Here is an 11,896-nt window from a genome sequence, read left to right as displayed (position 1 = left end):
GCGAACGGCGACGATTCGCCGGGCCATGAAAGCCGAAAAGGGGCCATTCGAAATGAAAAAAATAGTTTTGGTTGGTGCTGGCGCAAGAGCCCTTCAAATGTACGCGAAGCCTTTTGTAGAGGAATTGGGAGAATACGTTGATTTTTGCGGCGTTTATGATATTAATCCGATGCGCAGCAAGCAGTTAAGCGAGGAATGCGTGAATGTGCCTGTTTTTTTTGACTTTGCTCAGATGCTGGATACCGTGCGTCCGGATCTTGTCGTTGTTGCGAGTACGGATCATACGCATCATACATATATCGTCGGAGCGTTGGAATCGGGCTGCGATGTCGTATCCGAGAAACCGATGACGATTGACGAGCATAAGTGCAGGGAGATCTTGGAGGCAGAGAAAAGAACGGGCCGATCGTTAACGGTTGCGTTTAATATGCGTTTTATGCCATATGCGGCACGAATTAAGGCGTTATTAAAGGAAGGCGCGATAGGGGATATCCATCACATTGCGCTCGATTGGTATCTTGACCGCTCTCACGGCGCGGATTATTTTCGCAGATGGCATGCAGAGCTTGAGAAAAGCGGCGGGCTGCTCGTGCATAAATCGACGCATCATTTTGACCTGGTGAACTGGTGGCTGGATAGCAGACCCCGGGAGGTTCATGCTTTCGGAACACGCAAGTTTTACGGTCCGACCCGTCAAGAGCGAGGCGAGCGTTGCTTGACATGCGGATATAAAAAAATCCTGCGAGTTCGATTACGATATTTCGCAGAATGAATTTTTAGATAATTATTATTTGAAAGCGGAGCAAGCGGATGGATATATACGGGATCAATGCGTTTTTGGCGAGCGCATTAATATTTACGATAGCATGTCTGTAAATGTTCAATATGAAAGCGACGCGCTCCTGAGTTATTCACTCGTTGCCTACAGTCCGTTCGAAGGCTGGCGGGCGATACTGACCGGCAACAAGGGGCGGATGGAGGTTGGGAATATCTATAGTGGACCAGAGACTGAAATGGATACGAGCACGATACGGGTTATAAGGCCTGAGGGTGATATTGTCGAATATAAAGTGCCGCTGGGGTCGGGCGATCATGGGGGGAAGCGATGTGCGGATTCGCAGAATGATTTTCGCGGGCGATCTCCCGGATCCGCTTGGTCAACAGGCTAGCAGTCATGCAGGCGCGATGTCGTTGCTCATAGGCGTTGCCGCTAATAAAGCGATTGCCGAAAGGAGAACGATCGTCATTGCTGAATTAATAGATTAAAGGCTTTTATAGGGAGAGACGCGTAGATGAGCGCAACAAGGAATTTTTCGATGCAGCGCTACTGGATGGAAAAAATCAAAGACTGGGAACCGCTTTTTGCGTTTAAAGGGGCAACGCAAACGGATTGGCAAAATTGGTATAAGACCGCCTATCCGAAATTTCTTGAATTGCTGGGCGATTTTCCGGAAAAGGTTGCTTTGAACGCGGAAGTGGAATATGCCATCGAAGATGGGGACTTGATAAGAGAAAGAGTTGTATTTGATTCGGAGGCATGTATGTCGGTGCCTTGCCAGGTATTGCGTCCGAAGACCATGAAACTTGACGGAACGAATGCCGCTATTATCTGCAGTCACGGTCACGGGAAATACGGCAAAGATCCTGTTGCGGGCATTATATCTACCCCCGAACATGCGCAAGACATTAAATCCATGAACTATAACTACGCCGAGCAGATGGCCAAAGCAGGCTATCTGACGATAACCCCCCGATTTAAGAGGATTCGGAGAAAGACGGGACGGATTGGACCCTTTTCCGGGCAGAGATGCTTGCAATGTTAACTTCATTAAAGGCGCACTGCTTGGTCTATATACGCTGACGCTTAATATTTGGGATATCACGTGCTGTATCGATTATCTGGAGACCCGACCTGAAGTGGATGCGAACCGGATCGGAATGATGGGATTGAGCCAAGGGGGGAACCATGACGACCTTCGCGGCCGCAGTGGATCGGCGAATAAAAGCCGCTGACATTATCGGATACATCAATTCATGGGAAGGGTTTGCCATCGATAGGGCCAACTTCTGCGGATCCCAGATATTGCCTGACATATTCAGGTTTTTCGATGTGGACGATATCGCCGGTTTGATTGCCCCTCGACCCTTGTTGATTGAAATGGGTATTCACGACGATTGTTTTTTTTATTCAGGATCTGCTGAAAGGGTATGAAGGTGTCGAAAAGATCTACAAAGCTGCAGGAGCCGAGGAGAGGCTGTGGAAAGATGTAGGTCCGAGTGGTCATGCCTTTTTAGGCAATAAGGCGTTTGATTTTTTTTAAGGAAAATCTATGACTTTTCCAGCATCTTAACGAACGATAAGCTCCCGAACGTCCTTGCGACGATTCGGGAGCTTTTTTACCATTCGCAATCGGCGCGATCCGAGTCGTGCGGTATTAATTGGCAGCCGATCGGGGAACGCTATAGCGTATGAAGTCGGGAGGCATGCTGATGGCCGATTATTCTTCCTCGTCGATTCCCGTCCCATTCGATATGGACAGACCGATCTTGCCCGATCTGGAAGCGAACAGAGCGGCGCTTAACGAAGTGTTGAACGATTGCGCGGATGCCGTCCTTCATCCGTTTGCGACGGGCGACGGCAGGGCGGCGCTCCTGATTTACATATGCGGGTTGTCGGACAAGGCGCAGCTCGAAAAGATGGCGATGGAGCCGCTCATTCGAATGTCTTCCGAGGCGGACGGCAGCCTATCCGCGATAGCCCGTAAACTGCCGATCGCGGACCTGCACGAGGCGACGGCGATCCGAGAGCTGATCGAAGGGCTTTTTGTCGGTATGCCGTGTCTGCTGGTGGACGGGCAGGCTTGCGGGCTCATCATGAATATGGCCGATTGGGAGAAGCGCGGGATCGATGAGCCGATGGCGGAGTCGGTCGTGCGCGGCCCGAGAGAAGGCTTCGGTGAATCGCTCGACGTCAACATGTCGCTTATGCGCAGAAGATTGAGGACGCCGGACTTCAAGATGAAGACGATGACGGTAGGACGGCTGACCCGTACGAGAGTCGTCGTTTGCTATATCCAATCGGTGGCCAAGGATTCGCTCGTTCAAGAGGTGCTGAGCCGGCTGTCCCGCATCGATACCGACGGCGTGCTTGAGAGCGCGAATATCGAGGAGCTGATTCAGGACTCGACGCTTTCTCCGTTCCCCCAGCTGCTCTCGACCGAGCGTCCGGACGTTTGCGCGGCATCGCTGATGGAAGGCAAAGCGATGTTGATGATCGAAGGTACGCCTTTCGCGCTGATCGCGCCGACGTCCTTGTTCGCGCTGCTGCAGTCGCCGGAGGACTATTACCAGCGCTTCATGATGGGGACGGTGATCCGATGGCTGCGCTACACGTTTTTTTTGCTTGCGCTGCTGTTTCCTTCGCTGTACGTCGCCATCCTGACGTACCATCAGGAGATGGTACCGACCACGCTGCTGCTCAGCATCGCGAAGTCGCGCGAAGACATTCCTTTCCCGGCTTTGGTCGAGGCGCTGCTCATGGAGGTCTCCTTCGAAGCGCTGCGCGAGGCGGGCGTTCGCCTGCCCAAGCAGGTCGGCTCGGCCGTCAGCATCGTCGGCGCGCTCGTCATCGGCCAAGCCGCGACGGCCGCCGGACTCGTGTCGCCGCCCATGGTCATGGTGGTGGCGCTGACCGGGATCGCTTCGTTCATGATTCCGCATTATTCGGTCGGCATTTCGGTTCGGCTTCTCCGCTTTCCGGTGATGCTGCTTGCCGGATTTCTAGGCTTGCTCGGCCTGATGCTGGGCGTCATTGCGCTCGTCATTCACCTGGCGTCGCTGCGTTCGTTCGGAGAGCCGTATCTCGTCTTTTTCCGAAGAGGCGCCAGGCATGCCTGGAAAGATACGCTCATTCGCGCGCCTTCATGGGCGCTTGGCGAACGGCCGGCGACCGCGCAAAAGGCGAATGCCGACCGACAATCCATGCGAAACAGACCGACGCCTCAAAAAGAAGGCGGTTGAATTCATGAAGTGGGCCAAGATGTGCCGCATACTCGCGGCGAGCATGGTTCTGCCGCTGAGCGCGGGCTGTTGGGATCGGCTGGAGATCAACGATCTGGCGCTTGTCATGGCGACGGGACTCGACGAGGCCGAGGACGGGCAAGTCAAACTGTCCGTGCAAATCTTCGTGCCGAAAAAGGCGGGCGACACCCCAAACGTCGGGGGCGACCAAGCATCCGGCGGCGGAGGCGGCGGCTCGCAGACGATCGTAAAGGAAGCGACGGGCATCTCGGTCGCGGACGCGGTGTCGCGCTTGCAGACGATGATGTCGAGACGGCTCACTTGGGAGCATGATGAAGTGTTTATCTTCGGAGAGAAACGCGCGGCGCACGGCATCGAGGAAGATATGGATTATCTGCTTCGATCCAGGCAGACGAGGGAGCGCGCCAATCTGTTCGTGAGCGAAGGCATGGCGATCGACGCCCTGCGGCTGAATCCGCGTCTTGAGAGAGACGTGGCGGAGACGCTGCGGGAGATGACGCTATTGCAGATCGGACCCGACGTCTCTCTGTTCAAGCTGCTGCGGATGATGCGAAGCGCGGGCAAGTCGGCGGTATTGCCCTATATTCAAAAGCTCCCGAGTCAGCCGGGCGTGAACCCGGACAACACGGTCTCGTATATTACGGGCGGCACCGTGCTGAAAAACGGTAAAGCCGTCGGCCGTCTGAATATGCGGCTCACCCGAGGGCTGCTCTGGCTGCACAATGAAACGAAGGAGGCTACGCTCACCTTCAAGCCCGAAGGGATGCCGGGCAGCGTCGCTTTGCGTATGCTCCGTTCGAAGGCCGTGCTCGTCCCATCGATTAGAGGCGATCGGTGGAGCGTGCGCGTAAAGGTCGACAACGAGGCCGTGCTGCTGCAAAATACGACCGGAGGCATCGTCACAAACGAAGCCTGGGTGCAAAAAATCGAACGTGCCGCTTCGCAAAGCATAAGGTCGCGCATCGAAGAAACGGTGGAGGCCGGCCAACGGCAATTCAATGCGGACATATTCGGCATCGCCGACCTTTTCCGCAAGCATTATCCGAAGCACTGGAAAGAGGCGCGGACGAACTGGGACAGCGTCTTCAAGGAGATCCGGATTGAGATCGACGTTCATACGCACGTCAAACGTCCGGGCATGTCGAACGCGTCTGTGCCCTATTGAAAGAAAGGGGTCATACCTTGCCGATGAAGCTGGTTTATCTCGCGGGTATTCTGCTGTCGGCCGCAGCGATGACCTGGGCGGATAGAAAAGATCTTAAAGGCAGTAAGCATCGCCGTTGGGCATACGGAGGCGTGATGGCCGCCGGGGTGCTGTTGTGCGGCATTCATCTGCTCGCGCCGCGCGTGCCTGGCCCTACCGATTGGGTACGACCCTTGTTCGAGCCGCTGGGGAAGTGGCTGACCCCTTAAGGTCGGTTGCCTATATCGCAGTAGAAGGAGTCGACGACTTATGGCGGGGAAAGTCCAAATATCCGCCGCGCAAATGGGCGCTTTGCTTTACTTGTCCACCATAGGCACCGCGTTTCTGGTCATGCCGTCGGCCGCGACGCTGATGGCCGGCAGCGATATGTGGCTGACGCCGATATTCGCCTCGCTCGGCGGGTTCATCCCGGTATGGGCGGCGGGGCGGTTCCATCGATTGTATCCGGGCAAGCATTTTTTTTGCCGTGATCGAGGCCGTTCTGGGCCGCGTTGCGGGCAGAGCGGCCGGCATTTTATTTTTGTTGTTCCATTTGCATATCGGCGGCGCTACCATACGCGATTATTCCGAGTTCATCTCGGGCAATTTTTTTCAGCGGACGCCGATTCTGGTCATTACCGCTTCCATGCTGCTGGTTTGCGCCATGGTCGTTAAGTCGGGCGTGGAGACGATCGCCCGCTGCGCGCAAATTTTTATGCCGGCCGTGCTCGCGCTGCTTCTGATCAATGTCGTTCTGTTAATTCCTGATATGGACATCACGGAGATGCTGCCCATCCTCGGAAACGGTCCGCTGCCCGTCGTGAAAGGGATTTTTGTCGTTCAAGGCTGGTTCTGCCAGTTTGTCTTGATCACGTTTCTGCTGCCCTATGTCGAAGGCGACAAAGCGAATCGAGCCGGATATTGGAGCGTGGCGGCGGCCGCCGCGACGATGGTGCTGATCAATCTGACCGTGCTTTTCCTTTTCGGCATCGATGCTTCGCAGTTTTATTACCCTTTCCTGATGGCGTCCCGCTACATTCGCGTAGCGGATTTTATCGAACATGTCGAAGCGATGGTCATGGCGAGCTGGGTGCTGGGCACGTTCGTGCGAATTTCCCTTTTTTTATTACGCTGCGACCGTGGGAGCGGCATATTGCACCGGGGTCAAAGCAGAAAAGCTGTTCGTTTATCCTGTGGGATTGCTGCTGATCGTGTCCGCATTTTGGGTCGCCCCCAGCATGCAGGCGCTGCTGAGCTTTATCTCGACCTGGGGAAATATGTATATCATGACGGGATATATTGCCTTTCCTGCGTGTCTCGCCTTGATCGGGATCGTTCGCAGCGCGACGGGAAAATAATCGCTTTACTTTTATGCGCTTACCTTATATAATCAATTTTGTCGTCTTGAGAAGCATAGCTTGATCGGGACGCTCATACGCGGTCGTGGCGGAATTGGCAGACGCGCTGGATTCAGGTTCCAGTGGGCTAACCCCCCCGTGGAGGTTCGAGTCCTCTCGACCGCACCACTCTATCAATCGACTAGCTCTTGAATTCGTCCTTGTGACGATTCAGGAGCTTTTTTTGCATGACGCATGAACAGAAGCGGAGGGGGTGCCATGACAAGCCGGACAGTTGCTTTTATAGACTTCTTCCCGCAAGCCGTTTAAGTCGTTTCTTTCAGCAAAGCTTTAATGTCGCCCACAATTTGTTCATTGTTCATATCGACGCCCATCTTGTAGACGCGGCGAATTTTTTGCTTGCCGTCGATCAATATCAATGAAGTGGTCGTATGAACGAATTGACCGTCGCCGAGATTTTGTACGGTTACGCCATACCGGCTCGCAATCTCTGCCGTCTCTGCTTCATCGCCCCGCAGCAGCACCCATCCGGACATGTCCATATTCATTCTCGCGGCATAGGCCCGCAGGATATCCGGCGTATCCCGTTTAGGATCGAACGTGACCGCGATCATTTTCATTTTGTCGCCGAACAGTCCTTGGCTTTTCAGCTCATTCTGGATCAGCACCATGTTATAGCTCGTTGCGGGGCAAATGTCCGGACAACTCGTGAACATGAATTCCATCAGCCTGACGGTCCCGTTCAGGTTGTCGGAGCGGAACGGCTGGCCGTTCAAGTCCTGCAGTTCAAAGCCTGGCGCGGCGCCGACGACGCGAAGGCCGTTATCCGGATGGAACCTGCCGTATGCGATGTAAGCCACAAGTACGACCAGGATGATGCTCAGCGCCAGCGGAAAAAAATATCTTCGTAACGTTTTGGACATTTTTTCGCTCCTCCTTGTGTAATCGTTTCCCATTTTAACACTGGGCATAATTGGGGCACTATGACTCTAAAGTGTCAAACATGATTGGAAAAGACACAAAATAGACACCTGTATGTCATACAAAGAAATCGAAAAGAACAAATGCGCCGAATCGTCTTGTCAGCGGAGCATGCGTCATGACTCTAACGGGTCATTTCACATTCCGAACGCATCGTTATACTGAGACTGCGCGAAGCAGATTAGATCGGAGGCGTAGATTCATTGAGCGAGATTGTCAAGGCCCCATTCGGCCGGCCCCCCTATCAAACAAGCAGGAACGAAGCAAGTTAAGCAAGCGGTATATCAGGCGGTGTGGAGATGGCACTTTTATGCGGGCATTATATTCGCGCCGTTCCTGATGATTCTCTCGATCAGCGGAGCGATGTACCTGTTCAAGCCGCAGATCGAAGGTTACCTGTACAAGGACCTGTTGACTGTCAGCGAGGCCGGCCAACAGGCGCTGTCGCCTGGAGCCGTTATCGCCAAGACGGAAAAGGGATATCCGGGCTCCAAGGTTTCTTCCATCACTTTGACAAACGACAAGACCAAAACGTATGCGATGTCCGTCGACTATTCAGGATCGCCAACGACGATGTATGCCGACCCTTACACCGGCAATCTCAACGGCTCCATGAATAGCGAAAAGACATTCTCGGCTTTCTTCAAGAAGATGCACAGTCAGTTGCTCGTGGACGGCACATGGACGAATCGATTGGTGGAGTTAGCGGCTTGCTGGGCGCTTATTCTTATATTAACCGGATTGATTCTGTGGTGGCCCCGCAACAAGGCCAGCGTCTGGGGCACGATACTGCCTCGGCTGAGCAAGCCGGGCAGCCGAATGTTCTGGCGCGATCTGCATGCCGTGCCGGCCTTCTGGGTGTCTATCGTCATCGCCGCGATTATCCTGACCGGCTTGCCCTGGTCTGGCGTGCTCGGTCCTCGCATCAGCAACCTGGCCGACCAGACCCATACGAACGTCCCGCCGTTTGCCTACAGCTTCGGCGCCAAGCCCGAATCGGCTACGGTCGCGAAGGATATTGCGGACGACTTGCCATGGGCCACGCAGAACTTGCCGGTGCCGGCATCGTTCGCGAGCGGCGGGTACGTCCCGCTCGGCGTCGACGACATCGCGGTCATCGCCGGCAAACAGAACGTGCTTAAGCCCTATACGATTACGCTGCCGCGCGGTGAGACAGGCGTATTCACGGTATCGACGGTTCATGACAAGCCTGGCACAGATGCCACGCTGCATATCGACCAATATAGCGGGGCCGTGCTGAGCGATGTGCGATTCGGCGACTATGGCATCATGGGGAAAATGATTTCATGGGGGGATCTCCTTTCACGAGGGCCATCTGTTCGGCTGGCTGAACCAACTGCTCGGTCTGCTGGCGACGATCGGACTGGTATTGGTATCGATCAGCTCCTACTTCATGTGGCGCAAACGCAAGCCCGAAGGACTGGGAGCGCCTGCGAGGCCAAAGAGCCGTAAAGTTACGGTGACCGTGCTCATTCTGCTGCTCGTCTGCGGCGCGCTTATGCCGCTGCTGGGTCTATCGCTGGTCGCCGTCGTGCTGCTCGACTGGCTTGTCATTCGGAGAATCAAGCCGTTGAAGCGCTGGTTCGCAGCCTAGTAGGAGGGGAACCGTCATGAGATTACGAAATAGATCGATAAGAAATAGATCCATAATAAGCGGCATCGCATTTGCGGTTTTGGCCCTTGGTTTGAGCGGCTGCACTTCGGATACGAGCAAGCGGGACGCGAACGGCTTAGCATCGCACCTCACCGTCGATCTGAAGGTGACGGCGCCGGAGAAGGCGCAGGCGGAGATTCCGTTGACCGTCGAGGTCAGCAAGGACGGAGAGCCGCTGGCGCAGGCCGACAAGGCAGAATTCGTCATCTGGCCGGAGAGCGATCCCGGCCGGGCGGTAACGGTGCCCGCGAAGGCTCAACAGCCGGGTGTATACACGGCCGATTATGTATTCGGCGCGGAAGGCTTATACATTGTACAAAGCCGGATCGCTGCCGCCAATCTTGAAGCAATTCCCGCGAAGCGGGTCGCCATCGGTCAAGCCGCCGTTGAAAAGCTGTCGCAAATGGAACATGCGGGAGAGGAAGCTCCCGCCGAATCCGGTGGCGGTCACCAGCATAGTCATTAAAATGATTGTTGATAATGCTGCATTGGGCATTTTGTGCCACAATGTGCTGCCTCTGATCAGATCGGCTTCCGCAAACTGTCGGCTTGAACCAAATTCAAGTTATCGTATTTGGGCGTGCCATCCTTGTGTTTTGCGAATGAAATAAATTCTATAAAACAGCCTTCTTTGCGCATGCCTCATTTTTCGCATAGCCAGCGTTCGTTGCCGACAACGGGTATCGCTATTACCGTCGCAGCCACTCGGATACCGTCGGTATGATTCATGTCTTCGAGGAATTCGGCATGTCACTCGAGGAAATCCGGGAGTTTCAGAGCCGGCGAACACCTGCCCTTATGCTTGAATTTCTGCGAAAACGGGATGAAATGATCTAATTGCAACTGTCGAAGCTTGAACGGACCCGGCAAATGATCGGCTTTGCATGGCCAATCATTCGGAAGAGCAACAATATATGCCAGAGGGATTTTACCTGTATAGAGAAGCAACAATATGTTGTCATTGGCGATGCATACGAGGAGTACTTGCTTGATGAGGTGTCGCTGCAAAATCCGAAGGCGTACCTGGTCAGAATTATGGTTCATATTAAAGAACCTTCCGACTCCGGCACTGGAGCAAAAAAAGCGCCCCCCGACCGCATCGAATGGCGGAAGGGGGGCGCTTGACGTCGATTTTACTTTCGGTTGAACATATTCCAGCCGCCCATGGTTGCGGGATTGCCCGCATCGTCTTCGAGCAATTCCTTGTCGTTCAACGCCGCCTTGCGAAAGGCGAGCGCCCGCTCATAGATCTCCCGGTCGTCGCGCCGCTTCCTCATCTTCCTGAGTAACGATCGGCCGGGTAAAGAGATCTCCGGGCGCGTCGGGTACCGCCATCGGACCGCCGAACAACGCATCGTTTAGCTTTCCTCCGCCTTCCGGAAGAAAGTCGCGACTTTGCGGATCGCCGTCGCCATGTCGCGAATATCGTCCGTCGTGTAGAACTCGCTGATCCCCATGCGGACGGACGTCTGCAGCACGGCTTCGGCGTTCGGGCAGATTCCCCGATCGTAGGAAACGTCCGACAGGCTGAAGGGATAGTTCGTGCCCGGATAAGCTTCTTTTTTCTGAAACATAGGCTGCAAGTAGATCGGCTGCGGAATATACCCGCGAATGCACGGAATGCCTTCCGCGTTCAACGCGGCGACGAACGCGTCCACGGTAGCGTTCAGTAGATTCGTATCCAAACGGAACAAATAAAACCAGTAGGTGCTCGAGGAGCCCTCCGTGACGGCAGGGGGGGAGGATGCCGGGGATGCCGGTCAGCCCGTCCGTCAGCATGGTGCCGTACTCCTGACGCTTGTCGCAGATCCAGGCAAGCTTGTCCAATTGGGCGATGCCGACCGCGCCTTGAAGCTCGGTCATGCGATAGTTCGGCGCCAGATGATGAATATCGCGGGATACCTTCGTATCGAATCGCTCATAGTTTTTGTCGGCGAACGCATGGACGATCGCATAGTCTTCCGCGTCTCCCGAGTTGACCGTGACCATGCCGCCGTCGCCCGTCGAGATGTGTTTGAAGTCGTTCGTGCTGAAGCAGCCGTAGTCGCCGATCGTGCCGACCAGCTTGCCTTTGTATACGCTCATATAGCTTTGCGCGCAGTCTTCGATCACCTTCAGCCCATGCTTGCGCGCGATCGCCATGATGGCGTCCATATCGCAAGGATTGCCCGCCAGATGAACGGCGACGATCGCCTTGGTCCGCTTCGTGATCCTGGCTTCGATAGAGGCCGGGTCCATATTGTACGTGTCCGGCAGGACGTCGGCGAATACGGGAATCGCGTTCTGGTACAGGATGCCGATCACCGTCCCCTGATCGGTAATCGGACTCGTGATGACTTCGTCTCCCGCGGTGACGCCGGCCGCTCCCAGCGCGACGTGAATGGCGGCCGTGCCCGAACTGGCGGCTACGCTGTAGCGCACCCCGTACATCTCGTTAAATTTTTTCAGGAAGCTTTTAACCTTCTCGCCGTAATGATAGAACAGCGTATCTTGCTCCAGCGCTTCGCGGAGCTCCTTCAATTCTTCTTCCCCGAAACGCTTTCCCGTTCCGAACGGCGTCGTCTTGACCTTGGGACCGCCGTGGATTGCCAATGCTTCAGCCATTATGAATTCCTCCCGATGGATTGCTCAAGTCTGTATAAGGTGGAGTCGACCGAG

The 11,896-nt window shown here is 54.9% G+C and carries 14 protein-coding genes, 1 tRNA gene and 1 pseudogene; 13 read left to right on the top strand and 3 right to left on the bottom strand.

The genetic code is table 11. The features are described 5' to 3' along the window. Positions 1 to 25: 25 nt before the first annotated feature. From OMP40_RS33100 to OMP40_RS33065, 8 genes are all read left to right on the top strand, one after another. On the top strand, positions 26 to 772 hold the full coding sequence (locus OMP40_RS33100; protein WP_277537641.1) for a Gfo/Idh/MocA family protein: 747 nt from the start codon (positions 26 to 28) through the stop codon (positions 770 to 772). 520 nt (positions 773 to 1,292) lie between these two features. Continuing rightward, positions 1,293 to 1,823 (top strand): alpha/beta hydrolase family protein, encoded by a 531-nt coding sequence (locus OMP40_RS33095; protein ID WP_277537639.1) that lies wholly within the window; start codon positions 1,293 to 1,295, stop codon positions 1,821 to 1,823. 143 nt (positions 1,824 to 1,966) lie between these two features. Beyond that, positions 1,967 to 2,212 carry a hypothetical protein gene (locus OMP40_RS33090; RefSeq protein WP_277537638.1) on the top strand — a complete coding sequence of 82 codons (246 nt, stop codon included), beginning with the start codon at positions 1,967 to 1,969 and terminating at the stop codon, positions 2,210 to 2,212. Positions 2,213 to 2,490: 278 nt separating this feature from the next. Next, entirely contained in the window at positions 2,491 to 4,020 is a 1,530-nt protein-coding gene (locus tag OMP40_RS33085; protein WP_277537636.1) for a spore germination protein, read from the top strand. Between the two features lie 4 nt (positions 4,021 to 4,024). Continuing rightward, the gene (locus OMP40_RS33080; RefSeq protein ID WP_277537634.1) at positions 4,025 to 5,206 is read left to right on the top strand and encodes a Ger(x)C family spore germination protein; all 1,182 of its coding nucleotides are present in this window, start codon (positions 4,025 to 4,027) and stop codon (positions 5,204 to 5,206) included. A gap of 23 nt (positions 5,207 to 5,229) precedes the next feature. Further along, positions 5,230 to 5,454 (top strand): hypothetical protein, encoded by a 225-nt coding sequence (locus OMP40_RS33075; protein ID WP_277537631.1) that lies wholly within the window; start codon positions 5,230 to 5,232, stop codon positions 5,452 to 5,454. Between the two features lie 257 nt (positions 5,455 to 5,711). Further along, the gene (locus tag OMP40_RS33070) at positions 5,712 to 6,614 is read left to right on the top strand and encodes a GerAB/ArcD/ProY family transporter (protein ID WP_277537630.1); all 903 of its coding nucleotides are present in this window, start codon (positions 5,712 to 5,714) and stop codon (positions 6,612 to 6,614) included. 47 nt (positions 6,615 to 6,661) lie between these two features. After that, a tRNA-Leu gene (locus OMP40_RS33065) sits at positions 6,662 to 6,750 on the top strand. Positions 6,751 to 6,887: 137 nt separating this feature from the next. Here OMP40_RS33065 and OMP40_RS33060 read toward each other — a convergent pair. Next, on the bottom strand, positions 6,888 to 7,505 hold the full coding sequence (locus OMP40_RS33060) for an SCO family protein (protein ID WP_277537629.1): 618 nt from the start codon (positions 7,503 to 7,505) through the stop codon (positions 6,888 to 6,890). A 349-nt stretch (positions 7,506 to 7,854) separates the two neighbouring features. Between OMP40_RS33060 and OMP40_RS33055 the strand changes: the two genes are divergently transcribed. The 5 genes and pseudogenes from OMP40_RS33055 (at position 7,855) to OMP40_RS33045 (ending at position 10,363) form a co-directional block, all read left to right on the top strand. After that, a complete protein-coding gene (locus OMP40_RS33055; RefSeq protein ID WP_338131304.1) occupies positions 7,855 to 9,036 on the top strand; it encodes a PepSY-associated TM helix domain-containing protein in 1,182 nt (393 codons plus the stop codon). Positions 9,037 to 9,043: 7 nt separating this feature from the next. Next, positions 9,044 to 9,178 carry a hypothetical protein gene (locus tag OMP40_RS40775; RefSeq protein ID WP_338131303.1) on the top strand — a complete coding sequence of 45 codons (135 nt, stop codon included), beginning with the start codon at positions 9,044 to 9,046 and terminating at the stop codon, positions 9,176 to 9,178. A 16-nt stretch (positions 9,179 to 9,194) separates the two neighbouring features. Beyond that, entirely contained in the window at positions 9,195 to 9,704 is a 510-nt protein-coding gene (locus tag OMP40_RS33050; protein WP_277537628.1) for a FixH family protein, read from the top strand. A gap of 218 nt (positions 9,705 to 9,922) precedes the next feature. Then, positions 9,923 to 10,075 (top strand): annotated as a pseudogene (locus OMP40_RS42660) (MerR family transcriptional regulator); the annotation flags it as partial. After that, positions 10,076 to 10,363 carry a hypothetical protein gene (locus OMP40_RS33045; protein ID WP_277537626.1) on the top strand — a complete coding sequence of 96 codons (288 nt, stop codon included), beginning with the start codon at positions 10,076 to 10,078 and terminating at the stop codon, positions 10,361 to 10,363. A gap of 8 nt (positions 10,364 to 10,371) precedes the next feature. Here OMP40_RS33045 and OMP40_RS33040 read toward each other — a convergent pair whose 3' ends face one another. Next, positions 10,372 to 10,515 carry a hypothetical protein gene (locus OMP40_RS33040; RefSeq protein WP_277537623.1) on the bottom strand — a complete coding sequence of 48 codons (144 nt, stop codon included), beginning with the start codon at positions 10,513 to 10,515 and terminating at the stop codon, positions 10,372 to 10,374. After that, a complete protein-coding gene (locus tag OMP40_RS33035; RefSeq protein ID WP_277537621.1) occupies positions 10,481 to 11,842 on the bottom strand; it encodes a DegT/DnrJ/EryC1/StrS family aminotransferase in 1,362 nt (453 codons plus the stop codon). Before OMP40_RS33035 ends, OMP40_RS33040 begins: the two co-directional genes overlap by 35 nt. Positions 11,843 to 11,896: the final 54 nt, after the last annotated feature.

Origin of the sequence: Cohnella rhizosphaerae (genome assembly GCF_029525575.1) — a bacterium.
Lineage (GTDB): Bacteria > Bacillota > Bacilli > Paenibacillales > Paenibacillaceae > Cohnella > Cohnella rhizosphaerae.
Note: the sequence above shows the minus strand (reverse complement) of the source record. Positions and strands in the feature narration are given on the sequence as shown.

What these genes read in the sequence shown, in the direction of transcription:
- OMP40_RS33035 (WP_277537621.1), bottom strand. Translation starts at nt 11,842, where the DNA reads ATGGCTGAAGCATTGGCAATCCACGGCGGTCCCAAGGTCAAGACGACG.
- OMP40_RS33040 (WP_277537623.1), bottom strand. Translation starts at nt 10,515, where the DNA reads ATGAGGAAGCGGCGCGACGACCGGGAGATCTATGAGCGGGCGCTCGCC.
- OMP40_RS33100 (WP_277537641.1), top strand. Translation starts at nt 26, where the DNA reads ATGAAAGCCGAAAAGGGGCCATTCGAAATGAAAAAAATAGTTTTGGTT.
- OMP40_RS33060 (WP_277537629.1), bottom strand. Translation starts at nt 7,505, where the DNA reads ATGTCCAAAACGTTACGAAGATATTTTTTTCCGCTGGCGCTGAGCATC.
- OMP40_RS33085 (WP_277537636.1), top strand. Translation starts at nt 2,491, where the DNA reads ATGGCCGATTATTCTTCCTCGTCGATTCCCGTCCCATTCGATATGGAC.
- OMP40_RS33080 (WP_277537634.1), top strand. Translation starts at nt 4,025, where the DNA reads ATGAAGTGGGCCAAGATGTGCCGCATACTCGCGGCGAGCATGGTTCTG.
- OMP40_RS33050 (WP_277537628.1), top strand. Translation starts at nt 9,195, where the DNA reads ATGAGATTACGAAATAGATCGATAAGAAATAGATCCATAATAAGCGGC.
- OMP40_RS33095 (WP_277537639.1), top strand. Translation starts at nt 1,293, where the DNA reads ATGAGCGCAACAAGGAATTTTTCGATGCAGCGCTACTGGATGGAAAAA.
- OMP40_RS33075 (WP_277537631.1), top strand. Translation starts at nt 5,230, where the DNA reads ATGAAGCTGGTTTATCTCGCGGGTATTCTGCTGTCGGCCGCAGCGATG.
- OMP40_RS33090 (WP_277537638.1), top strand. Translation starts at nt 1,967, where the DNA reads ATGACGACCTTCGCGGCCGCAGTGGATCGGCGAATAAAAGCCGCTGAC.